24 protein-coding genes are annotated in these 21,459 nt (G+C 71.4%); 10 read left to right on the plus strand and 14 right to left on the minus strand.

All coding sequences use genetic code 11. From position 1 onward, the window contains the following. Positions 1–89: 89 nt before the first annotated feature. Genes ACFFRH_RS21795 through sigE form a run of 3 tightly spaced genes read right to left on the minus strand, consistent with a single transcriptional unit; the run spans position 90 to position 2,336 of the window. Positions 90–1,124, minus strand: a complete 1,035-nt coding sequence (locus ACFFRH_RS21795) for a sigma-E factor regulatory protein RseB domain-containing protein (RefSeq protein WP_386159092.1) — start codon at positions 1,122–1,124, stop codon at positions 90–92. Then, positions 1,121–1,651 carry an anti-sigma factor family protein gene (locus ACFFRH_RS21800; RefSeq protein ID WP_386159096.1) on the minus strand — a complete coding sequence of 177 codons (531 nt, stop codon included), beginning with the start codon at positions 1,649–1,651 and terminating at the stop codon, positions 1,121–1,123. Before ACFFRH_RS21800 ends, ACFFRH_RS21795 begins: the two co-directional genes overlap by 4 nt. A gap of 52 nt (positions 1,652–1,703) precedes the next feature. After that, positions 1,704–2,336, minus strand: a complete 633-nt coding sequence (sigE, locus tag ACFFRH_RS21805; RefSeq protein ID WP_386159098.1) for an RNA polymerase sigma factor SigE — start codon at positions 2,334–2,336, stop codon at positions 1,704–1,706. Between the two features lie 171 nt (positions 2,337–2,507). Here sigE and ACFFRH_RS21810 point away from each other — a divergent pair, with 171 nt between their 5' ends. Next, complete coding sequence (locus ACFFRH_RS21810; RefSeq protein ID WP_362685333.1) at positions 2,508–3,158, plus strand: O-methyltransferase; 651 nt, start codon at positions 2,508–2,510, stop codon at positions 3,156–3,158. A gap of 167 nt (positions 3,159–3,325) precedes the next feature. Next, positions 3,326–3,550 (plus strand): hypothetical protein, encoded by a 225-nt coding sequence (locus ACFFRH_RS21815; protein ID WP_386159101.1) that lies wholly within the window; start codon positions 3,326–3,328, stop codon positions 3,548–3,550. A 108-nt stretch (positions 3,551–3,658) separates the two neighbouring features. On the opposite strand, the gene ACFFRH_RS21820 is transcribed toward ACFFRH_RS21815, so the two are convergent. Both ACFFRH_RS21820 and ACFFRH_RS21825 read right to left on the minus strand, forming a co-directional pair. Continuing rightward, positions 3,659–5,170, minus strand: coding sequence for a leucyl aminopeptidase (locus tag ACFFRH_RS21820; RefSeq protein ID WP_386159104.1), 1,512 nt, complete (start codon positions 5,168–5,170; stop codon positions 3,659–3,661). Positions 5,171–5,384: 214 nt separating this feature from the next. Next, a complete protein-coding gene (locus tag ACFFRH_RS21825) occupies positions 5,385–5,552 on the minus strand; it encodes a DUF3117 domain-containing protein (protein ID WP_362685327.1) in 168 nt (55 codons plus the stop codon). Positions 5,553–5,741: 189 nt separating this feature from the next. On the opposite strand from ACFFRH_RS21825, the gene ACFFRH_RS21830 reads away from it, so the two are divergent. After that, on the plus strand, positions 5,742–6,524 hold the full coding sequence (locus ACFFRH_RS21830; protein WP_386159108.1) for a PaaX family transcriptional regulator: 783 nt from the start codon (positions 5,742–5,744) through the stop codon (positions 6,522–6,524). 237 nt (positions 6,525–6,761) lie between these two features. Further along, positions 6,762–7,541 (plus strand): enoyl-CoA hydratase-related protein, encoded by a 780-nt coding sequence (locus ACFFRH_RS21835; protein WP_446697422.1) that lies wholly within the window; start codon positions 6,762–6,764, stop codon positions 7,539–7,541. 44 nt (positions 7,542–7,585) lie between these two features. Here the strand turns inward: ACFFRH_RS21835 and ACFFRH_RS21840 are convergent, their stop codons facing one another. Continuing rightward, positions 7,586–8,173 carry a DNA-3-methyladenine glycosylase I gene (locus ACFFRH_RS21840; RefSeq protein ID WP_386159374.1) on the minus strand — a complete coding sequence of 196 codons (588 nt, stop codon included), beginning with the start codon at positions 8,171–8,173 and terminating at the stop codon, positions 7,586–7,588. 5 nt (positions 8,174–8,178) lie between these two features. Next, positions 8,179–9,036 (minus strand): hypothetical protein, encoded by an 858-nt coding sequence (locus tag ACFFRH_RS21845; RefSeq protein ID WP_386159114.1) that lies wholly within the window; start codon positions 9,034–9,036, stop codon positions 8,179–8,181. Positions 9,037–9,077: 41 nt separating this feature from the next. Here ACFFRH_RS21845 and ACFFRH_RS21850 point away from each other — a divergent pair, with 41 nt between their 5' ends. Beyond that, entirely contained in the window at positions 9,078–9,449 is a 372-nt protein-coding gene (locus ACFFRH_RS21850; RefSeq protein WP_386159117.1) for a hypothetical protein, read from the plus strand. Here the strand turns inward: ACFFRH_RS21850 and ACFFRH_RS21855 are convergent. The 4 genes from ACFFRH_RS21855 to ACFFRH_RS21870 form a co-directional block, all read right to left on the minus strand. Further along, entirely contained in the window at positions 9,426–10,013 is a 588-nt protein-coding gene (locus ACFFRH_RS21855) for an LOG family protein (RefSeq protein WP_386159120.1), read from the minus strand. The genes ACFFRH_RS21850 and ACFFRH_RS21855 overlap by 24 nt on opposite strands. A gap of 9 nt (positions 10,014–10,022) precedes the next feature. Then, positions 10,023–10,817: an LOG family protein gene (locus ACFFRH_RS21860; protein WP_386159122.1), complete on the minus strand. Its 795-nt coding sequence runs from the start codon at positions 10,815–10,817 to the stop codon at positions 10,023–10,025. 243 nt (positions 10,818–11,060) lie between these two features. Continuing rightward, positions 11,061–12,122, minus strand: a complete 1,062-nt coding sequence (gene dapE / locus ACFFRH_RS21865) for a succinyl-diaminopimelate desuccinylase (RefSeq protein WP_386159124.1) — start codon at positions 12,120–12,122, stop codon at positions 11,061–11,063. Positions 12,123–12,386: 264 nt separating this feature from the next. After that, positions 12,387–13,241 carry a 2,3,4,5-tetrahydropyridine-2,6-dicarboxylate N-succinyltransferase gene (locus tag ACFFRH_RS21870; protein WP_386159126.1) on the minus strand — a complete coding sequence of 285 codons (855 nt, stop codon included), beginning with the start codon at positions 13,239–13,241 and terminating at the stop codon, positions 12,387–12,389. A 69-nt stretch (positions 13,242–13,310) separates the two neighbouring features. On the opposite strand from ACFFRH_RS21870, the gene ACFFRH_RS21875 reads away from it, so the two are divergent. Further along, positions 13,311–14,135 carry a hypothetical protein gene (locus ACFFRH_RS21875; protein ID WP_386159129.1) on the plus strand — a complete coding sequence of 275 codons (825 nt, stop codon included), beginning with the start codon at positions 13,311–13,313 and terminating at the stop codon, positions 14,133–14,135. A gap of 15 nt (positions 14,136–14,150) precedes the next feature. Here the strand turns inward: ACFFRH_RS21875 and ACFFRH_RS21880 are convergent, their stop codons facing one another. The 3 genes from ACFFRH_RS21880 to fdxA all read right to left on the minus strand — a co-directional run bounded on the left by ACFFRH_RS21880 (position 14,151) and on the right by fdxA (position 16,392). Continuing rightward, positions 14,151–14,828: a DUF4178 domain-containing protein gene (locus tag ACFFRH_RS21880; protein ID WP_386159131.1), complete on the minus strand. Its 678-nt coding sequence runs from the start codon at positions 14,826–14,828 to the stop codon at positions 14,151–14,153. Positions 14,829–14,839: 11 nt separating this feature from the next. Continuing rightward, a complete protein-coding gene (dapC, locus tag ACFFRH_RS21885; protein WP_386159134.1) occupies positions 14,840–15,919 on the minus strand; it encodes a succinyldiaminopimelate transaminase in 1,080 nt (359 codons plus the stop codon). Between the two features lie 146 nt (positions 15,920–16,065). Further along, positions 16,066–16,392 (minus strand): ferredoxin, encoded by a 327-nt coding sequence (gene fdxA, locus ACFFRH_RS21890; RefSeq protein ID WP_386159137.1) that lies wholly within the window; start codon positions 16,390–16,392, stop codon positions 16,066–16,068. A 160-nt stretch (positions 16,393–16,552) separates the two neighbouring features. Between fdxA and ACFFRH_RS21895 the strand changes: the two genes are divergently transcribed. The 4 genes from ACFFRH_RS21895 (at position 16,553) to ACFFRH_RS21910 (ending at position 21,456) form a co-directional block, all read left to right on the plus strand. Further along, positions 16,553–16,738, plus strand: a complete 186-nt coding sequence (locus ACFFRH_RS21895; protein ID WP_386159140.1) for a putative acetyltransferase — start codon at positions 16,553–16,555, stop codon at positions 16,736–16,738. A 152-nt stretch (positions 16,739–16,890) separates the two neighbouring features. After that, entirely contained in the window at positions 16,891–17,952 is a 1,062-nt protein-coding gene (locus tag ACFFRH_RS21900) for an ABC transporter substrate-binding protein (protein ID WP_386159143.1), read from the plus strand. A 126-nt stretch (positions 17,953–18,078) separates the two neighbouring features. Then, positions 18,079–18,831 carry a class I SAM-dependent methyltransferase gene (locus ACFFRH_RS21905; protein ID WP_386159146.1) on the plus strand — a complete coding sequence of 251 codons (753 nt, stop codon included), beginning with the start codon at positions 18,079–18,081 and terminating at the stop codon, positions 18,829–18,831. Between the two features lie 111 nt (positions 18,832–18,942). Further along, complete coding sequence (locus ACFFRH_RS21910) at positions 18,943–21,456, plus strand: hypothetical protein (protein WP_386159149.1); 2,514 nt, start codon at positions 18,943–18,945, stop codon at positions 21,454–21,456. Positions 21,457–21,459: the final 3 nt, after the last annotated feature.

The raw sequence follows: 21,459 nt of genomic DNA on the forward strand, positions 1-21,459 counted from the left end.
CTCACTACTCCTTGCCTCGCAGGCGGCCGCTCACCGAGCTAACCCGGCAATCTTCCCCCGAGCGGCATACGAGATGTGTAAAGCACGCGTTATCCGAAGGGATTGACCCAGGAGAGCAGACGGCTCGCGCCTCGGCCGAGCCGCGTCCAGAGATCGGGAACGGGCTCGTGCGGCAACGCCGCGACAGCGGCGTCGACCATGTCGGCCGGCGCGTCGGCAAAGACGGTGTAGACATGCCCCCCACTCGCCCAGATCGTCTCCTGCCCAGCTGGGTCTCGAACCCAGATCGTATGCCCCTTGCGCTGCTCCGCATGCCAACCTCGGAGGCGTTCTTCGTCAAGCATCCCAGACTGGATAAAAACCGACACGACTGACAGGCCATCCGAGTAGCCCAGGTACAGATATCCGGGAGGGGTGTCGTGGGCGGCGAACAGCTCCAGGCGCCCCGGCAGGACGCGGGGGAAGCGCCGGCCCTCGCTTTCCAGCCGGGGAAGCTCGGCCAGGTCGAGGCCACCGGCGGCCATCACGGGCACCGCCGCCCCCCGCGTCACCGGGTCGAGCGTCAGATCGACGAAGGCCCCGGCGCTGACGACCCGGCCCTCCGCGTCCATGAGCTCGCGGCGCAGCACCGGGCCCCCGGACTCGTCGAGCCAGTATCGGGCGGCGGTCGTGCCGTCGGCCCGCAGGACGTTCACGAGGCGGGCGGGGCGCCCGCAGGTGAAGCCCTCCCCGGCGGCCACGACCCGGTAGTTGCGGGCCAGGACCTCCAGCATCGCCTCTGACGGGCTGGACATGCCCCCGGCCGGGGCGCCCGGATCGGCGGTCCGTACGGAACCGGAGGGCTCGGCGCGGACCGTCAGCCCCTTTCCCGGGACGTTGCGCACCTCCAGCACCGCGGAGGTGGCGCCTGAGGCGCCCCAGGCGGTGACGTACTGGGTGCCGGAGTATCCGCGGGACCGGCCCGCGACCGCCGCCTCGCGGAGCAGGTGCAGGCCGGTGTCCTCGCTCTCGACGTCGTCCGGCGGCGCGCTGTGCGGGGACCGGACGGCGTACGCCGGACCGCCCGCCACCAGCCCCAGCAGCAACATGGCGGCCAGGATGACCGTGGCGGGCAGCCGGATCACGGAGAGGGAGAGAGAATCGGCGTCGCCGAACCGCCGTAGGGCACGGTGTTCCTGTGCTGGTTGGCGAACATGTCGACCGGCGGCACGACCCGGGGGTTGGGGTCGGTCCCGCCTACCACGAACAGCGTCCCGATCGCCACGGCCGCCGAGGCGACGCCCACCGCGACGTATCCCGCCCTCCGGGCGCGGCGAGGTCCCCCGGCGCGGCCCCGGGGCCGGTTGTCGGGGGGGGCGACGCTGTGCATGCTCGGAATGGGCGCGCCGCCGAAGGTGCGTGGGGCCGGAAAGGGGCGCTCACGCGGGGGCAGCGGGCCGCCGGGCTCCGCCATCCGCAGCAGGGACATCGTCAGGTCCGTCGGCATCGCGGGACCGTCGAGGGAGCGCAACCGGCTCTTCAGCGCCCGCACGGCGTCGACCTCGGCCCTGCAGGGGGCGCAGAAGGTCAGATGCGACAGGGCGCGGTCGCGCTCGTGGTGGTTCAGCTCCCCGTCGACCAGTGCGGAAACGCGTTCTCCAAGGTGACTCATGCGCACTCCTTGCCAAGTGGCTCGTCGTGACATTCGTCATGACTGTGGTTTCTCATGCGAATTCCTCCCCGTGGGTAACGCTCGGGGGGAATTGATCGTTCCGCGGCGCGCGATGCTCCAGCGCCTCACGCAGCTGCGCCCGCCCACGGTGGATGCGGCTTCGTACCGTGCCGAGCTTCACGCCCAGCGTCGCCGCGATCTCCTCGTAGGACAGCCCCTCGATGTCACACAGAACGACGGCCGCGCGGAACTCGGGCGCGAGCGCGTCGAGTGCCGCCTGGATGTCGGGCTCCAGATGGGTGTCGTCGTACACCTGTGCGGGAGAAGGCTCGCGCCCGCGCAGCCGCTCGGCGGCGTCGTCGGCGAGCCCCTCGAACCTGATGCGCTGCTTGCGCCGCGCCATGTCGAGGAACAGGTTGGTGGTGATGCGGTGCAGCCAGCCCTCGAAAGTGCCTGGCGTGTAGTTCGACAATGACCTGAAGACCCGGACGAAGACCTCCTGTGTGAGGTCCTCCGCATCGTGCACGTTGCCGGTCAGCCGATAGGCCAGCCGGTAGACGCGCGCCGAGTGCGTCCGGACCACCTCCTCCCATGTAGGAGGTGTCCAATCAGACACGGGAGTTTCGGCCTGGTGGTCGGACTCCTCCACCAGCACTCCTCTCTCCGGGACCACCGCTATCGCCATAGTGCCTGGTTTCGTCCCTTCGTGCGCACTGACTACCTTCAGGACCGGCAAAGGCCGCTTAAACCGTGCAACGCACCGGGGGTGACATGAGTTCCCGATCGGGCCTGCCTCCCTTAGGCTGCGACCCAGCGCCTATATGACTGTGTACGGAGAAAGCGGGAGGAGAGGCCGATGGCAGAGACGCCGACAAGTCCGTTGGAGGCCACTCTGGCCTATGCCGACGAGTTCCACCGGGAGGACGACATCCTGCGGGCCGCGCGCATGCGCGGCGCCGAAGTGGGAGCACCCCCGATCCTGCCCGGTGGCGGCGCCGCCCTCTGCTTCCTCGCCACCGCCATCAACGCCCGCGCCGTCGTGGAGATCGGCACCGGCTGCGGCGTCTCGGGGCTGTGGCTGCTCCGCGGCATGCGCCAGGACGGCACGCTCACCAGCGTGGACGTGGAGCCCGAGCACCAGCGGCTGGCCAGACAGAGCTTCGCCCAGGCCGGGTTCTCCGGCGGCCGGATCCGCCTGATCACCGGCCGCGCCCTCGACGTGCTCCCCCGCCTCTCCGACGGCGGCTACGACCTCGTCTTCTGCGACGGCGCCATGCACGAGTACGCCGACTATCTGGCCGAGTCCGTCCGGCTGCTGCGGGTCGGCGGCATCGTCGTCTTCGACAACGCCCTCTGGGGCAACAGGGTGGCCGACCCCGTGCAGCGGGACCCCGACACGGTCGCCATCAGGGAGCTGGGCAAGCTGGTCCGCTCCGACGAGCGGCTCCGCCCGCTGATGATGCCCCTGGGGGACGGCATCCTGGCAGCCGTCAAGCTCGCCGACTGACACCGTCCGCGACACGCCCCGGGGCCGGGCAATCCCGTTCATACGGGTCCGTCAAGTGATCACCAGGATCCCGAAAGAGGCGGGTCGATCCCCCCTTGAGCGGAAACGATGCCGGTAAGGCCACAACACGGGCCTTTTCCATGATCATCGATATACAGGGGTGCACCATGACCGTTGCCGCCAAGCTGGACAAGCTGCTCGACAAGGAGTACGAGGGAGCCGACCTCAACACGCTTCCCAACGCCCCGGTCAGCGCGCTCTCCGGCGTCAGCGAGAGCGACGCCAGGGATCTGGCCAAGGCGTTCGGTATCAAGACCATCGGCGACCTCGGCCGCAACAAGCACTTCCGGGCCGCGGAGGCCATCGTCAGCCTCTCCGAGGCGAGCAGGTAACGAAGCGCCGGGCGGCGGCGACCCGCGAGCCGGGCGGGCGCCAGGCTCGCGAGCCTGGCGCCGGTCACCGCCTCCCGGTGTCACTGCCTCCCGGTCGTCGCCGTCCGGTCATCGCTTTCCGGTCGTCGCCGTCCGGTCACCGTCGTGGAGCCCCGACAGCCATTCGAGCAGCAGGCGCACGCCGAACCCGGTGGCCCCCTTGCTGAGAACGCCCTCGTCCGCACCGCTGCGGCCCACACCCGCGATGTCCAGGTGCGCCCACGGCCGTCCGCCGGTGAACTCGCGCAGGAACAGCGCCGCGGTGATGGAACCGGCGCCGTAGGTCGACCCGGACTCGATGTTGGCCAGGTCGGCCACGGACGAGTCGAGCGCGGGAACGTAGTCCTCGATCAGGGGCATCCGCCAGAGCCGCTCCCCGCTGCTCTGCCCCGCCCCGGCCAGCGCTCCGGCCAGCTCGTCGTCGGAGGCGAAGACCGCGCCGAGATCCTTGCCCAGGGCGACGCCGATCGCCCCGGTCAGCGTGGCGATGTCGACCATGACGTCCGGGTCCAGCTCCGCGTCGGCGTAGGCCAGCGCGTCGGCCAGGACCAGACGCCCCTCGGCGTCGGTGTTGAGCACCTCCACGGTCCGGCCGCCGTACTGCGTGATCACGTCGGAGGGGCGCTGGGCCGTGCCGGAGAAGGCGTTCTCGGCGGCGGCGACGAGGCCGGTGACCCGCACCCGCACGCCGAGCGCGGCCAGCGCGCCCAGGACCGCGATGACGACGGCCCCGCCGGCCATGTCGGTCTTCATGAACACCATGTTGCTCGTCGGCTTGAGCGAGATGCCGCCGGTGTCGTACGTGATGCCCTTGCCGACCAGGACCACGTGGCCGGTCGCGTCCTCGGGCTCGTAGGAGAGCTGGATCAGCCGGGGCGGGCTCACCGAGCCCTGCCCGACGGCGAGGATGCCGCCGAACCCGCCGGCGCGCAGCTCCCGCTCGTCCCACACCCGCACCGCGACCCCCTGCTCGGCGGCGCGCTCGGCGAGCCAGGCGGGGGACTTCACCGAGGAGGGGGTGTTGGTCAGGTCCCTGGCGAGCGCCACGGCCCCGGCGATCACCCCGGCTTCGGCGATCTCCGCCTCGACCCCCTCGCCGACGAACTCGAGCGTCACCGGGGCGGACTTCGCCTCACCGGCCCTGAAGGTGTACGTCGCCAGCAGCGCGCCCTCCGCGAACGCGGTCACCGGCCCGTCCGGGAGCACGATCCTGATGGCGTCCCTGCCCTTGCCGCGCCGCGCCACCGCCGCGCCCGCCTTGCGCAGGGCGGTCGCCGAGCCGTCGCCGACCCCGTAGAGGAGCACCCGGCCGACGGCGTCGCCGTTCGCGACGGGGACCTCGACGACCTCACCCGCCTCGCCCTTGGCCTTGTGGTGGGCGAGCAGCGCCGCCGCGGGCACCGGCAGCTCGATCTCGGGCGCGAGGTCCTCGGCGAAGGGGACGGCCAGCAGCTCGGCGTCACCGGGAGGCGCGGTTCCGGCCTCCTCCCCGGTGGCGGGCTCCGCGCCCCCGGGGGACGCGGCGGAGAGCCCCTGCGCGTAGGGAACGCGAGGCAGGAGCAGATGGGGGGAGATGGGCATAGGGGTAACTCCAGTCATCAGGCCCGGCGTGGTGGAGAGGGAGGACACCGGGGAGAACACCGGGGGAACACCGCGGCCCTGGCGCGAGCCGCCGTGAGGCGGTCCGGCGGCCAGGGCCGTGTTCGTCGTCGGTCGCGCGGGCCATCGCAGGTGTCATGCTCCCCGAGCAAGCTCAAATAGGGCCCGGCTCCACCACTTCTGTCTTAGATCGGGATCAACCGACTATTTTCTTCAGTTCCTCAGCGAGGGCACTTGCCTCGTCCGCCGAAAGCTCGACGACAAGGCGGCCGCCACCCTCCAGAGGAACCCGCATGACGATCCCCCTGCCTTCCTTGACGACCTCCAGCGGACCATCACCGGTCCTCGGCTTCATAGCCGCCATGCGTGTATCCCTTCCTGCTTCGGGCTCCGGATCTCCGACTGACCCGAGGGTGGCCGACGCATTCACGTCTTCTGTGATGTCCTATTATCCCGCCTCCGCACGGAGAATGGGAACGATCAGTCTCAGCGTCGGCTCATCCGGCGATCAAGACCGTTGTCCGAGACCCCTCAGACGACCAAACTTGTCCTCGTGAACGCCCGCGCCGCTCTCTTCGATCTGTACGGGGACCACCTCAGGTCCCGAGGCGGTCGCGCGTCGGTGGCCGCCCTCGTCCGCCTGCTCGCCCCGCTGGACATCGCGGCTCCCGCCGTGCGCACCGCCGTCTCGCGGATGGTGCGGCAGGGCTGGCTCGCGCCCGCCAGGTTGCCCAGGGGCCCCGGTTACGAGGTCACTCCCAAATGCGTGCACCGCCTCGACGAGGCCGCGCTGAGAATTTACCGAGTCGGAACGATCACGTGGAACGGCCGGTGGCACATCCTCGTGGTGGAACCCGTACGCGAGCGCTCCAGGCGCGAGCGCCTGCGCTCCGATCTGACCTTCATCGGGTACGCGCCGATGTCGGAGACGACCTGGATCGGGCCGCGCCCCGCCCCCGGGCTGGACGCGATCCTCGACGGCGAGGGCCTCTCCGCCGACCGGTTCGACGCGGTGCTCGACGGTGACCCCGCGGCGCTGGTCGCCAGGACCTGGGACCTGGAGGGCATCGGGGCCGCCTACGAGGAGTGGACGGCCCAGGCGATGGACCTGGTCGGCGCGCTGCCCGACAACGCGGGCGACGACCAGGTGTTCGCCACCCGCAGCAGGCTGCTGCACGGGTGGCGCAACTTCCTGTTCCGCGACCCCGGGCTTCCCGCCGAGCTCCTGCCCCGGGGCTGGCCCGGGGAGAAGGCCAGGATCTACTTCGAGCACGAGGCCGGGCGGCTGCTCCCGGCCGCGGCCGCCTTCGTCGACCGTCACCTCGGTGAGGCGTAGCGGGACCGTGGCCGGCACACGTGACGGAACCAGGGTGGAACCCCGGCGAACGCCCGCGAGCGGAGCGAGGCCCGGAATCCGCCGGCCGAGCCGCACGGACAGCCGCACGACAGGGCGGAACCGCACAGACGGCCGCACAGGCCGCACAGGCTGCGTAGGCCGCACATGCCAGGGCCGCACATGCCAGGGCCCGGTGAGCCGCTCGGGCGCCACCGGGACGTCCGGAAGGAGCATCCGTTGAACGACGTTCTCTACTCCGTCGACGACGCCGTCGCCACCATCGTCATCAACCGGCCGGAGGCGATGAACGCGCTGACGGTCCGGGCGAAGACCGCCCTGCTGGAGGCGCTGACCTCGGCGCAGGCGCCCTCGGTGCGGGCGGTGTTGCTGACCGGGTCGGGACGGGCGTTCTGCGCCGGCCAGGACCTGGCGGAACACGCCGCGAACCTGGAGGCGGGCCGGGGGCTGGACGGGACCGTACGCACGCACTACAACCCGATCGTCCGAACGATCATCGAGATGGACAAGCCGGTCGTCGCGGCGGTGAACGGCGTCGCCGCGGGCGCGGGCGCCTCCCTCGCCTTCGCGTGCGACCTGCGGATCGCCTCGGAGAAGGCCAGATTCGCGACGGCCTTCTCGGGGATCGCCCTCGCCCCCGACTCGGGCGCCTCCTGGACCCTCCAGCGCCTGGTCGGCACGGCCCGTGCGACCGAACTCCTGCTGCTCAACGAGCCCTTCGGCGCGAAGCGGGCGCTCGAACTCGGGATCGTCTCGCGGGTCGTCCCGGCCGACGAGCTGGACACCGCGGCCCGCGCCCTGGCCGTGCGGCTGGCGCAGGGCCCCACGAGCGCCTACGCGGCGACCAAACGCGCCCTGCGGTTCGCCGCGACCAGCTCGCCGGCCGAGGCCCTGGAGCTGGAGGCCGACCTCCAGGACGCCTGCGCCAAGACCGCCGACCACCTGAACGCGACCCGCGCCTTCCTCGCCAAGGAGCGCCCCGTCTTCGAGGGGCACTGAGTCTTCGGGGGCACTGACCTCGGGCCGTTCCCGAGGCGGGGGCGTCAGGCCCGGCGTGTCCAGCAGTCGGCCAGGTGGTCGTTGACCAGGCCGATGGCCTGCATCAGCGCGTAGGCGGTGGTCGGGCCGACGAAACGAAAGCCGTGCGCCTTGAGATCCTTGGCCAGGGCCTTGGAACCGGCGGTCTGGGCGGGCACCTCCGCCGGGGTCCTCGGGACGGGCGCGCCGGGATCCGCGTGCTTCCAGACGAGGTCGGACAGGCCGACGCCGAGCGCGGCCCGCGCGTTGGCGATCGTCGCCTCGATCTTGGCCCGGTTTCTGACGATGCCCGCGTCGCCGAGCAGGCGGGCGACGTCCTCGTCGCCGAACGCGGCCACGGCCGGGATGGAGAACCCCTCGAAGGCCGTCCGGAAGTTCTCCCGCTTGCGCAGGATGGTGATCCACGACAGGCCGGACTGGAACGACTCCAGCGCGATCCGCTCGAACACCTGGTCGTCACCGGTGACCGGACGCCCCCACTCCTCGTCGTGGTAGGCGACGTAGTCGGGGGCGGAGGTCGCCCAGCCGCACCGCACGGGCTCCGCGGGCTCCGCGGAGGTCGTGGAGATCACTGAGGTCGCGGCCCGCGAGATCTCGGTCACCGGGAGTCCTCCGTCTCCTGCCGCTCCCCGGCGCGGAGGCCGACGGAACCTGGAGAGAACTCCTTCGACTCCTCCGACTCCTTCAGGTCTTTCGAGTCCTTCGGCTCCGAGGCCCTGACAGAGGAGGGCGATGACGGTGAATCCGGCACCGGGGACGGCTCCGACACTTCGGAGGACTCTGTCGGCTCTGTCCGTTCTGTCGGCTTCGTCGGCTCTGACGGCCTGGCGAACGGCGACACGCCGGACGGTGCGGCGGCCCCGGTCGTCCCGGTGGTCTCAAGGGCTCTGGAAGGCCTCTCCGGCCCGGAGGGCTCCTCGGGCACTTCGCCCTCGCCTTCGGCCGGCGACCCGCTGGAGAGCTCCTCGGCCGCCCCGAAGCCACCCTCACCGGAGGGGCCGGGCGGCGCCTCCTCGCGCTCGGCGCGCGAGAGGGCCGGTGACCCGTTGGACAACTCCTCGGCCACCCCGAAACCGTCCCCGCCGGGAAGCTCGTACGGCGCCTCGAGCCCGCGCTGAGGGGACGGGGAACCGGGGTTGAGCTCGTGGCGGGCCTGGAGCCTGCCGGCGAGCAGTTCCGAGACCCGCTGCTCCAGCACGGCGATCCTGGTGTCACGCTCGCTCAGGGCCCCGGCGACCCGGTTCAGGGTCTCGTCCACGCTCTGCGTGTTGTATCCGACGAGGCTCACCGGAAGCTGGAGGGCCATGAAGTCGACCGCGCCGAGCTGACCCGCCTGGGGCAGGTTCAGTGGAGGCACGTCGGGGGCGAACTCACTCAGCTCGCCTCCCCGGCCCATGGCGACCACCGTGACACCGGCGATGACGGCTACGGCAGCAACAGCTAATACGACCAGCACATACGAATCGTGCCACATCTCCGCTGGCCTAGGATCGGATCATGACGTTCGTCGTGCTCGGGCCCGGTGACCGGGCCGAACCGGGCTGGGTCGAGGCCCGTTCCGTCGGGGAGGTCGAGGAGCTCGTCCGTGCCGGGCACACCGTGGTCGTCACCCCCGCCCGGCTGGCCGCCGCGTCCGCCGAGGACAGCGGGGACGCCGGGAATGCCGGGGAATCCGGGGAATCCGGGGAATCCGCCGCGAGGGAGCGGGACGCCGAGGCCGCGGAGCTCACCGCGGCCTCGATCTGCGCCTGGGCCGGCGCCCGCGTCTTCCGTACGGACCGCGTCGAACAGGTGCGGCTCGCGGTCGAGATGACCGACTCCCTCGCCGGGCGACGCCCGCCCGCGCTAACCCGCCGTGGCCTCGCCTAGCTCCTCCGGGCTCGGCTCCAGGTGCCTGGTCGACTTCTCCAGCAGCCGGAACGCCTCGTCGACCGTGGTGGTCCAGGAGATGGCGTCGAAGACGTTCGGACGGGTGAAGCCCGCCTCGTCCATGCCCTCGACCAGTTCCCGCAGCGGCGTGTAGATCCCCCAGGGGTCGAGGATCACCAGCGGCTTGTCGTGCAGGCCGAGCGTGCGGGACGTCCAGATCTCGAACAGCTCCTCCAGCGTCCCGATGCCGCCGGGCAACACCAGGAAGGCGTCGGAGCGGGCGTCCATGACGCCCTTGCGCTCGCGCATGTCGGTGGTGACCACCAGTTCGTCGGCCCCCTCGTCCGCGAGCTCGATGTCCACCAGCGACTGGGGGATCACCCCGATGGTGCGGGCGCCACCCGCGCGGGCCGCGCGGGCCACGGCTCCCATGCAGGAGACCCTGGCCCCGCCGCTCACCAGGGCGTGCCCCCGGCTCGCGAGCTCGGAGCCGACCTGCTCCGCCAGCTCCAGATACTTCTTGTCGATCTTCTGACTCGATGCGAGGAATACACAAATGAACACGTGCTGACCTTATTCGGCATCACCGACCGTGGTCATGGCCGCCTTCCGCTCTTCCTCCAGCCGTCCGCCCCTGTTGTTGTCGGCCTCCACGATGATCCGGACCGCCTCGTCCACGTCGTCGGTGACGTGGATGAGATCCACGTCCGCCGGGGAGATCTTTCCCGTCCCCACCAGAGCGTTCTTGATCCAGTCGATCAGGCCGCCCCAGAACTCCGTTCCCATGAGCACCACCGGGAAGGAGGTGACCTTCTGGGTCTGGACCAGGGTGAGCGCCTCGAAAAGCTCGTCCATGGTGCCGAAGCCGCCGGGCAGCGTGACGAATCCGCAGGAGTACTTCACGAACATGGTCTTGCGGACGAAGAAGTAGCGGAACTCGATGCCGAGGTCGACGTACTCGTTCATGCTCTGCTCGAAGGGCAGCTCTATGCCCAGGCCCACCGAGACGCCCTCGGCCTCCACGGCCCCCTTGTTGGCGGCCTCCATGCAGCCGGGACCGCCACCGGTGATCACCGCGTAGCCCGCCTCGGACAGCTTGCGGCCCAGCTGGATCCCCATCTCGTACTCGGGGCTGTCCACGGAGGTGCGCGCGGACCCGAAGACGGTCACCGCCTGGGGCAGCTCGGCGAGCTGGCCGAAGCCCTCGACGAACTCGGCCTGGATGCGCAGCACCCGCCACGGGTCCATGTGCAGCCAGTCGGCCGGCCCTCTCCGATCAAGAAGCCGCTGGTCGTGGGTGGAGTCGGAGACGAGATCGCCACGAACGACCGCGGCTCCCTGGCGACGTTCCGGACGTTTTTTCTTCATGCGGGTCACCGTAGCGCTGTCCCAGAAAAATCTTGAAAAATCTCCATGAAAACATGGAACCGGATTTTGAACAGGGTGCGTCTAACTGCCGAGGGTGCTGCTCGGGACTGAAAGTGGCTTTCCCCGCCAAATGGCCGGCGAGGAAAGCCACTTTCATTTGTACCGGCCCCTCCAAGGTCACGCACGGGTCATACACGCCGAGGATCTCGCGAACAGCGCGCGGGTCCCGACGGGCCCGGCCTCTCAGGACAGCCAGCCGAGCATTCCGCGCTCGCAGTCGGCGATCTTCCGCAACGAGACGAACTCGTCCTTCTGGTGCGCCAGATTCGGATCTCCGGGGCCGTAGTTGACCGCGGGCACGCCGAGGCCGGAGAAGAGCGAGACGTCGGTCCAGCCGAGCTTGGCCCGCGGCGTGCCGCCGACGGCGTCGACGAAGGCCGCCGCCACCGAGTGGGTCAGGCCGGGCCGGGCCGCCGCGGCGGCGTCGGTGAAGCGGACCTCGTACCCCTCGAACACCTCGCTCACGTGGGCGCGCGCGTCGTCCAGCGACAGGTCGGGGGCGAAGCGGTAGTTCACGGTCACCACGCACTCGTCGGGGATCACGTTGCCCGCGACACCGCCGCCGATGCCGACCGCGTTCAGGCCCTCGTGGTACTCCAGCCCGTCCACGACGGGAAGCCTGGCCTCGTAGGCGTTCAGGATCGCGAGCACCGGCTCGGCCGCGTGGACGGCGTTCACCCCGAGCCAGGACCTGGCGCTGTGCGACCGCTTGCCCCGGGTGACGACCTGGGCCCTGAGCGTGCCCTGGCAACCGCCCTCGATCACGCCGTCGGTGGGCTCCATGAGCACGGCGAAGTCACCCGCGAGCCAGTCGGGGTGGCTGCGGCTGAGCCGGAGCAGGCCGTTGCGCTCGGCCTCGATCTCCTCGCAGTCGTAGAAGACGTAGGTGACGTCCCTGCTGGGCTCGGGGAGGCCGGCCGCCAGTTTCAGGGCGACCGCGACGCCGGCCTTCATGTCCGAGGTGCCGCAGCCGTACAGCCGGTCGCCCTCGACCCGGCTGGGCAGGTTGCCGACGACGGGGACGGTGTCGAGGTGTCCCGCGATCACCACCCGCTCGCCGCGGCCCAGGTGGGTGCGGGCCACGACGGATTCGCCGTCGCGCTCGACGGTCAGGTGCCGGAGCGGCCGCAGTGCCTCCTCCACGGCGTCGGCCAGGGCCTTCTCGCCGCCGCTGACCGACTCGACGTCCACGATCCGGGCGGTGAGCTCCCCGACATCCTGCGTGAGGTCCAGACGCGTACTCATGCCCGCGACCCTAGTACTCGCACCGGATCCGGCCGAGTCAGGCTCCGCGTGAACCCCCCGCGCCCACTCCCGATCGGCCCCCTCGACACCCGGCCCCACCGGACGACTTCCCCTCACAAGAAGCGGCCTCTCCGTACGAGAAGTGGCCTCTCCGTACAAGGAGCGGTTTGTCTGTACGAGGAGCGACCCCCCGTACGAGGAGTGACCTCCCCGCGCAACCCGCGCAAGGAGCGGCCCGCCGGTGCGGGAGGCGGTCTGCCCGTGCTATCCGTGCAGGAGGCGGTCGAGTTCGGCCCGGCCGGGCCGGTGGCCCTCCTCCAGGCGGTCGAGCACCAGGACGCAGCGCAGGCCGAAGCCGCCGCCGGGAAAGTCGTGCCACCGGGTGCCACCGGTCGCCACGCACCGGTCGGGGACGTGCCCGCGCCCCAGTTCCTCACCCGTCCGCACGTCGACGACCGGGGTCGAGCCCGACAGGACCGTCCCGGCGCCGACCACGGCGCCCCGGCCCACGCGGGCCCCGTCGACGATCACGGCCCGGCCGCCGATCAGCGCGCCGTCCTCGACGACCACGGGCACCGTCCTCGGCGGCTCCCCGGTGGCGAGAGGGTCCTCCTCGCCGTCCCGGCCACCGGTCTCACCGACGACGGCTCCCCCGGACAGCCGGACGTTCCCGCCGATCTGGGCGCCCGCGCCGACCGAGACCCAGGTGCCCACCGTGCTGCCCTCGCCCACGTGGGCGCCGATGTCGACGAACGAGGGCATCAGCACGACGCCCGGCGCCAGGTAGGAGCCCCAGCGGGCGATCGCCCCGGGCACGACGCGCACCCCCTCGACGGAGGTCTTCAGCGGGACGCGGTCGTGGTGGTGGAAGTCGCCCACCTGCGACCTCGCCATGCCGAGCACCCGGAACGCGAGCATGACGGCCCGTCGGGCGCGCTCGTCCACGACCACCTCGCCGGTGCGGGAGACCTCGGCCACCCTGGCCTTGCCGCTGTCGAGCATGTCCACCGCGCCCACCACGACGGCGCGGGCCTCGCCGTCGGCGGGACTCAGCTCGGCCCTGCGCCACCACAGCTCGTCGACGGCCGCGGGCAACGGGCTGGCATCGCTCTGGCTCATGGCCCGGAGCCTATGTTCGCGAGGTTCTACCAGACCGCGCAATCGCGGGGGACCTGTAGGTTCTTGACCGTGCGACGGCGCTTCTCAAAAGGGGTCATCGCGATCATCGTGATCGTGACCGTGCTCGCGGTGGTCATCACCGTGGGTCTCTTCACCTTGCTCAGGCGGGTGACACCGCTCGTCGACCTCGGCGAGGGCTGCAAGATCACAACACCGGAGGGCTCGCTGGAGCTGGATCTCGAACAGGCCAAGGTGGCGGCGGTCATCGCGGCCGTGGCGGCCCGCAGGAGGCTGCCCGAGCGGGCCGTGGTGATCGCCTACGCCACCGCCATGCAGGAGTCCAAGCTGGAGAACCTGAGGGGCGGCGACCGCGACTCGGTCGGCGTGTTCCAGCAGCGCCCCTCCCAGGGCTGGGGCACTCCCGACCAGCTCGTCGACCCGGTCTACGCCTCGGGGAAGTTCTTCGCCGCGCTGGTGAAGGTGAGGAACTACCGCAAGCTGCCGCTCCACGAGGCGGCCCAGGAGGTGCAGCGCTCGGCCGACGGGTCGGCGTACGCCCAGCACGAGGACGACGGGAAGATCCTCGCCGCGGGGTTCACCGGGCGCGTGCCCAAGGCCGTGCACTGCTGGTTCCCCGCCCCGACGGGCAAGACCCCGCTCCCCGACGAGCGGGGGGCCGCGCGCAGGCTCGCCAGGGCCCTGGGGCCGGGGAACGCCCTGGAGGTCCCCTCGCGCAGACGCGGCTGGCTGGTGGCCTCCTGGTCGATCGCCCACGCCAAGACGTTCGGGCTGTCCAGGATCCGCTACGACGGCCAGTCGTGGATCTCGGCGAAGAGCCACGACGGCTGGAAGGCCGAGTCCGGGTCCTCCGCGAGGAAGGTCGAGCTTTCCTAGCTCGGCCTCCCGGGTCTAGCCGCCCTGCTTCTTCTCGATCCTGATCGTGCCGGGCGGGAGGGGCTGGGCGTGGGAGGAACTCCAGCGCTTGCCCTGGAGGCGTTCGAAGCTGAGCAGGCGGCCGTCGGCGGCCCGGTAGTCGGCGAAGTCGAGCAGGCCCCGCTCGGGCATCGAGGTGACACCCTCACCTCGGAAGGCCGCGGTGCCCCGGTCGACGGGGAAGAAGTCGACCCCCTCGACGCTCAGCGTGGCCTTGGCGGGGATCATGCCCTCGGTGGGCACCGGCGTCCACAGCAGCACCTCCAGGTGCGGCGGGTCACTCGCCGTCAGGCCGGCGCGCATCTGGATCGACAGCCACTGGTAGCGCCGGGTGCCGTCGTCCAGGAGGTACTCGGTCCACTGGGTGCCCTGCCATGACAGGTACAGGGCGCCGAGGACGCGGCTGCGCACCCCCTGGCACTCGATCGTGTCACCGACCTTGATCGTGCGGGGGTCGGGGTAGTCGATGCCGACACGGCCCGTGGACGGTTGGGCCTGCGGCTGCGCGGCCTCAACCGGGAGGAGGGGGGTCTCGCCGGAACGCTCGGAATCGCCGGCCTTCCTGTCCTGGCGTGTCGTCGCGAAGAACGCGCCGAGCAGCAGGACGAGCGTGGCCACACTCAATCCGAGTATCACGGCGACCTCGGTGGTCATGCCGCGCGATCCTACTGGAGGCGGCGCACCGCCGCACTGATGCGTTCGTCGCCGGCCGTCACGGCGACCCTGATGTGCCGGTCGCCCGCGGTCCCGTAGAAGTCGCCGGGCGCGACAAGGATTCCCCGCTCGGCCAGCGTGCGGACCTGGTCCCAGCAGCCCGTACCGTCGGACGCCCACAGGTACAGGCCCGCGGTGGAGTGCTCGATCTTCCAGCCGGCCGTCTCCAGGGCGGGACGCAACGCCGCGCGGCGGGCGGCGTAGCGGGCCCGCTGCTCCTCGGCGTGCTCGTCGTCGTCCAGCGCCACGGCCATCGCCGCCTGGACCGGCGCGGGCATGATCATGCCCGCGTGCTTGCGTATCTCCAGCAGCCGCTTGACCAGCGCGGGGTCGCCCGCGACGAACCCGGCCCGGTAACCGGCCAGGTTGGAGCGCTTGGACAGCGAGTGCACCGCGAGCAGGCCCTCGTGCGAGCCGCCGCAGACGTCCGGGTGCAGGATCGAGACCGGCCGCTCCTCCCAGCCCAGCTCGATGTAGCACTCGTCGGAGGCCACGACCGCGCCGTGCTCGCGCGCCCACGAGACGACCTTGCGCAGGTGCTCGGCGGGCAGGACCCTGCCGGTCGGGTTGGACGGGGAGTTCACCCAGACGAGCGGCACCCGCTCGGGCCCGAGCGTGAGCAGCCCGTCGGTGGCGTACGGCTCGGCGCCCGCGAGACGCGCCCCCACGTCGTAGGTGGGGTAGGCGAGCTCGGGGAGGACCACCCGCTGCCCGGGGCCGAGGCCGAGCAGCGTCGGCAGCCAGGCCACGAACTCCTTGGAACCGATCAGCGGCAGCACGTTCGCCTGGTCGAGGACCACGCCGTGCCTGCGGCGCAGCCACCCGGCGGCGGCCGAGCGCAGGCGCTCGGTGCCGTACGTCAGCGGGTATCCGGGACTGTCCGAGGCGTCCGCGAGGGCCTGCCGCACGACGGCGGGCACCGGGTCGACGGGGGTGCCCACCGACAGGTCGACGATCCCGTCGGGGTGCGACGCCGCGAGCTCCTTCAGCGGCGTGAGCCGGTCCCACGGGAAGTCGGGCAGGCCGTTCATCGGAGCCTCGCCGGGACGCTCGTGGCCTCTGACCGGTCGGTGGTGGCGTTCATGGTGATCAGCCGTCGTCCTTCGCTGGGGCGGGTCTGCCTGAGGCGGTCGCCGAAGGGGACGGCCGTCACGACCGTCCCCTCCGGCACCCGCTCCTAGTGACTCTCGGCCTGCGGGGGCAGGACCGCGACGACCGGGTGGTCCTTCTCGATCTTGCCGACCTTGGAGGCGCCACCGGGCGACCCCATGTCATCGAAGAACTCCACGTTCGCCTTGTAGAAGTCCTTCCACTGCTCGGGCAGGTCGTCCTCGTAGAAGATGGCCTCCACCGGACAGACGGGTTCGCACGCCCCGCAGTCGACGCATTCGTCGGGGTGAATGTAGAGCATTCGCTCACCCTCGTAGATGCAATCGACGGGGCACTCCTCGATGCACGCCTTGTCCAGGACGTCCACGCAAGGCTGCGCGATGACGTAGGTCACCTCGGGCTCCTTCTTCTTTACGCACCTAGGCACGACTTCGACCGCGAGTTGCTAAGCCCTAGTATTGCCGTGCCTGCCATGTGTCTGAAACGGGAGGGGGCAAAAGCCGATGGCCCTTGGTTTCAGCGCTCGCCTAAGCATCACCTTAACCCCTTCCGACGTGGGCAAAAGAGTCACCACTCGGAGACGGGTCCCCGAAGGGTTCCGCGACGCGGTGGGTGAGCTGGAGTTCTGGCGCGACGGCGTGCTCGGTGTGCGCAGGCGAAACGGCACCCTGGTGGAAATCGACGAGACGACGCTCGCCGCGGCGAAGGTCGTCCCGGAATCCCCGCGCCCGCGCGCCTAGCTCTCCGGATCCCTCGCGTCCGTGCCTGCGGCGTGCGCGGACGGCGGCCGGGCCTCGCCGGGTAAGCCACTCGCCAAGACACGTGTAAGCCGTTCGCCAATAAGGGTCGCGCCTGCTCGACCAGGCGAATCACAGCGGAGAGTATTCCGTTCGTGACCGTACGTACCAGCGCCGCAGCCGCCGTGATCCTCACGGCCACGATCGCCGGATGTGGCGCCCCGGCTCCTCAGAACGTCCAATTCCCACCTCTCAACACGCAGGCCGCCTCCATGAAGGAGGGCTTCTCGACGATGGAGCGCCTCGCCGAGGCGGCCAGGAAGGAGGGGGCCCTCACGGTGATCGCGCTGCCGCGCGACTGGGTGAACTACGGCGAGATCATCGACACCTTCTCCGAGGAGTACGGGATCAAGGTCCACCAGCTGGAGCCCGACGCCAGCAGCGCCAGGGAGATCGCGGCGGCGGCCGAGCTCAAGCCGGACGTGTTCGACCTGAGCATGGACGTCGCGGCGGCCAAGTCCGCCCTCTTCGCCCCGTACCGGGTCCAGGGCTGGCAGGACATCCCCGACCGCCTGAAGGACCACAGGGGCCTCTGGTACGCCGGGTACGGCGGCTACATGTCCATCGGCTACGACCCGAGCAAGGTCGCGGCCCCCGCGTCATTCTCCGACCTGCTCAAGCCGGGACACAGCGTCGCGCTGCCCGGAGATCCCCGGGAGGTCTCCGCGGCCTTCAACGGGGTGATGGCCGTCTCCCTCAGGGGAGGCGAGGCGAGGGCCGAGCGGGGCGTGGAGTTCTTCCACCGCCTCAAGGGCGAGGGCAACCTCGCGCCCACTCCCAAGGCGGCCTCGGTACTCGTCGACTGGGACTACCACAACGCCGAGCGGGCCGCCGCCGACAAGGCGTGGAGGGTCGCGATTCCCGGTGACGCCGTGCTCGGCTCGTACTACGTCCAGGCCATCAACAAGCAGGCCCCGCACCCGGCCGCGGCCCGGCTTTGGCAGGAGTTCCTGTTCTCCGACAGGGGCCAGAACCTGTTTCTGAAGGGTTATGCCCGCCCGGCCAGGATGGAGGCCCTGCAGATGCGCGGCACCCTCGACCAGGCGCTGGCCGCGAAACTGCCCGCGACCAGCGCGAAGCCCGTGATCCTCTCCATCCCGGAGATCGACAGGGCCAGGGCCTACCTCCAGCGTGAATGGGCCAGGAAGGTGAGATGAGCCTGAGGCTGCTGAGACTGATATGTCGTGACTTCCCAGAGGCTCTAAAGTGTCTGGAGGGGCCGACAGAGGCTTCGCGTCTCAGAATGTGAGCTGATCGTCTTGCGATACGACACCCCGAGCTCGATGAGGTGGAGCGCTCGCGCCTATGACAACAGCTTCGGATACGTCTCAGCGCACGGCGCCCCCCTGGTCGAGCTCCTCGACCCGCAACCGGGGGAGCGCATCGTGGATCTCGGCTGCGGCACGGGGGTGCTGACGGCCGAGATCACCTCCCGGGGCGCCCGCGTCCTGGGGATCGACGGCTCGCAGGCGATGATCGAGAAGGCCCGGGCCCAGCACCCGGGGCTGGACTTCATCGTCGGAGACGGCCACGACTTCACGGTGGTCCAGCCGTACGACGCGGTCTTCTCCAACGCCGCCCTGCACTGGATGGGCCGGGAGCCGGACGCGGTGATCACCAGCGTCCGCGAGGCCCTCGTCCCCGGCGGGCGGTTCGTCGCCGAGATGGGCGGCGCGGGCAACTGCGCCGCGCTGACGGCGGCGCTCTCCACCGCCTGGCGGGAGTACGGGCTGCGCGAGCCCGACCTGCCGTGGTACTTCCCCACCCCCGCCGAGTACGCCACGCGGCTGGAGAAGGGCGGCTTCACCGTCCGCCTGCTGGAATACTTCGACCGGCCGACCCCGCTCGACGAGTGCCCCGGCGGGGCGGCCGACTGGGTCCGGATGTTCGCGGGTTCGCTGCTCAAGAAGGTGCCCGCGGAGATGGTCGACCCGCTGCTCCGCCGGGTGAACGAGCTGGCCGCCCCCGCCCTGCGGCGGGAGAGCGGTTGGATGGCCGACTACGTTCGACTGCGGTTCGCGGCCGTACGCCGCTGAACCGACCCAATGCGCCGCGGCGATTTGCCAGACTATGGTCTGTTCCATGAGTCTCGTTCCCCGGCCACATGGAGTGACTCGGGCGGCTTGAGGGGCTGGTGAAGGGAACGGATGAACTTCTGTCTGAGTGACCTCGTGCCGCCGCTGCGCTGGAGCGACGCGGCCACGATCCCACTTCTGCGCGAACAGCCCGACCTACCGGACGCTTGGTGGCGGAGCCTGCCGATGGCCCGCGTGCTCGCCGTGCTGGGCCCGGAGAGGCTGGCCGACATCCTCGCCTCGGTCGCCCTGAACCACTGGCCGGCAGCCGCCGTGGGGGACGTGCTCCCCGCCCTGCACGTCCTGGACCCGGACGACGCGGACGAGCCCTACACGGCCATCGCCCTCGACCGGGCGGGGTCCTGGCCGGGCCTTCTCTCGCTGACCGGCCACGATCTGCGCGACCAGCCGTTCATCCAGCCGGTCCCGCTGCTGCAGGCCCTCTTCACCGCGGTCTTCACGCGCCTGGCGGCCCCCGCGCACGCGGTCCCGGTCCCGGCGGCGCACGCGGCCGGGGCGCCCGCGTCCCAGGCGCTCGTCTCCTCCCCCGAGTCCGCCGGGTCTCCCGAGCCCGCCGAATCCCTTGAGGTCTCCGAGTCCCCTGAGGTCTTCGAGCCCTCCCCCGCGCCGGTGGTCTCCCCCGCGCCCGTCGCGGGCGAGCCCGCCGCCGGAGACCTCCCGGTTCAGGACGCTCCGCCCGTCGTGGCGGCCCCCCACTCCGAGAACGACCACGCCGGGAACGACCACGCCGAGAACGACCGCTCCGAGAACGCGTCCGGCCACGCCGGGCACGTGCCGGACCACGCCGGGAGCGCGCCGGGGCCGGAGGTCCTCGCCGAGCCCGTGGCCCTGCCGAAGCGCACGCCTCCCCGGGAGCGCGACGCCCTGCCGGTGCCCGAGGCCCGCCGACCGGACGCCGGGCCCGAGGAGGCTCCCGGGTCGCTCTTCCAGCCCGCCTCCGCGAGGAGGAACAGGCCGGCGGGCGCCCCCGCGTGGGAGGAGCGGTTCGCGGCCGCCCCAGAGGACGTGGAGGCCCCCGAGGCCGGGCTCGCCGCCGAGGCCGGTCCCGGGGAGCCGGAGGCCGTCTCCGGGGGGCCGGAAGCCCCCGCCGGGGCCGTCCCCGCCGGGATCGACCCCGTCCCCGGGACCGAGGGCGAGTCCGGGGACGACCACGAGAGCGGCCACGAAGCCGACCGCGAGGACAGCCGCGAGGACGACCCGGTGGGCGCCCCCGTACCCGCCGACGCCCCCGAGCCGGTCGCGGAGAGCGACGAGGGCGACCAGGGCGACGAGGCCCACCGGAGCCACCGGGACGACGAGGACGCGGCGGACCGCGAGGCCGCCGAGGCCGCCGGGGACGCCGAGGCCGCCGGGGCCGTGCGCCCGCCGGTGCGGAGGAGCCTGCACGCGCTGGTCGACGGCGTCTTCGCCAACGTGGAGGACAAGCGCTGGGCGGTGGCGCAGAACAGGCTGTTCAGCGACGCCCCGGCGACCGTGGAGGCGCTCGCCAAGCTCTTCGCGGTGTCCCCGGAGGTCATCGGCGACATCGAGGCCGACCTGCGCCGGGAGCTCGCCGAGTGGACCGCCTCCGACGAGGCCACCCCGTACCGGGAGCACCTGGAGGAGGTGAAGGGGATCCTCGGCAAGGCCGCGCCCAGGGAGCGGCTGATCAACGCGGCCCCCTGGCACAACCTGGAGCTGCACTCCCTCGACGTACCGGCCTGGCAGTTCGTGCTCGCCGGCCTGCCCGAGTACCACCTGGTCGACGAGTGGCTGGTGGAGGGCGACATCACCGAGTTGCGCCACCGCACCCGCGACATGATCAGCGGCGCCAGGCCGCCGCTCACCATCAACAAGGCCCTCGACATGGTCTCCTCGCTGGGCATCCATCCCGAGGTGTCCAAGGAGTGGCTGGAGAACGTCCCGCAGCTACGGATCCTCGGCGCGGGCGAGCGGCCTCCCCAGCGCTCGAACGGCGCCCCCGCCCTGACCGTGGAGAAGCCTCCCGAGGGGATCGGCGGGCCGCCGAACGGCGGGGAGCCCGGCCAGGAGCCGAGGAAGGCGCCGTTCCGCCCGCTGAAGGACGTCTCGCTGACCAGGCGCTGCTTCCGGCAGCCGGACGGCCGCTGGTGGCTGAGGATCGACGTCACCTCGGAACACCTCGGGGGCGCCGAGTGCCCGCTGCCCAGCGGGTTCGCCGCCTATCTCGGGATGTCGCCCGGTGACGGCCGCACGGTCAGCAGCGCGGTCGGGGAGCTCGTCCTCAGCTGGCAGGACAGGCCCGTGCTGGAGTCGCTCATGACGCTCCTGGAGGACGTGGGCGCCAAGGAGGGCAGCCACCTCTTCCTCACCCTGTCGGACGAGGGCGTGCTGCGGGCCAGGCACCTGCCGGCCGCGGGCGAGGAGGTGGAGGCGACGGCGCGGGCACTGCGGCTCGTCGGCTACACCGCGACGGGCGGCACCCCCGAGCAGGCCGGCCGGGTCATCGCCACCCGGGTCGGCATGACGGGCCCCGTGGCCGCCCCCGAGCTCCTCACCCGGCTGCGAGAACGCGGGGACCGCGATCTCCTGTCACTGTTGGCCTGACCC

Origin of the sequence: Streptosporangium vulgare (genome assembly GCF_042428775.1) — a bacterium.
Classification (GTDB): domain Bacteria; phylum Actinomycetota; class Actinomycetes; order Streptosporangiales; family Streptosporangiaceae; genus Streptosporangium; species Streptosporangium vulgare.

Coding starts and splice junctions, on each gene's coding strand:
- ACFFRH_RS21800 (WP_386159096.1), bottom strand. CDS start 1,651: ATGAGTCACCTTGGAGAACGCGTTTCCGCACTGGTCGACGGGGAGCTG.
- sigE (WP_386159098.1), bottom strand. CDS start 2,336: ATGGCGATAGCGGTGGTCCCGGAGAGAGGAGTGCTGGTGGAGGAGTCC.
- ACFFRH_RS21810 (WP_362685333.1), top strand. CDS start 2,508: ATGGCAGAGACGCCGACAAGTCCGTTGGAGGCCACTCTGGCCTATGCC.
- ACFFRH_RS21815 (WP_386159101.1), top strand. CDS start 3,326: ATGACCGTTGCCGCCAAGCTGGACAAGCTGCTCGACAAGGAGTACGAG.
- ACFFRH_RS21820 (WP_386159104.1), bottom strand. CDS start 5,170: ATGCCCATCTCCCCCCATCTGCTCCTGCCTCGCGTTCCCTACGCGCAG.
- ACFFRH_RS21825 (WP_362685327.1), bottom strand. CDS start 5,552: ATGGCGGCTATGAAGCCGAGGACCGGTGATGGTCCGCTGGAGGTCGTC.
- ACFFRH_RS21850 (WP_386159117.1), top strand. CDS start 9,078: ATGACGTTCGTCGTGCTCGGGCCCGGTGACCGGGCCGAACCGGGCTGG.
- ACFFRH_RS21860 (WP_386159122.1), bottom strand. CDS start 10,817: ATGAAGAAAAAACGTCCGGAACGTCGCCAGGGAGCCGCGGTCGTTCGT.
- dapE (WP_386159124.1), bottom strand. CDS start 12,122: ATGAGTACGCGTCTGGACCTCACGCAGGATGTCGGGGAGCTCACCGCC.
- ACFFRH_RS21870 (WP_386159126.1), bottom strand. CDS start 13,241: ATGAGCCAGAGCGATGCCAGCCCGTTGCCCGCGGCCGTCGACGAGCTG.
- ACFFRH_RS21880 (WP_386159131.1), bottom strand. CDS start 14,828: ATGACCACCGAGGTCGCCGTGATACTCGGATTGAGTGTGGCCACGCTC.
- dapC (WP_386159134.1), bottom strand. CDS start 15,919: ATGAACGGCCTGCCCGACTTCCCGTGGGACCGGCTCACGCCGCTGAAG.
- ACFFRH_RS21905 (WP_386159146.1), top strand. CDS start 18,079: ATGAGGTGGAGCGCTCGCGCCTATGACAACAGCTTCGGATACGTCTCA.
- ACFFRH_RS21910 (WP_386159149.1), top strand. CDS start 18,943: ATGAACTTCTGTCTGAGTGACCTCGTGCCGCCGCTGCGCTGGAGCGAC.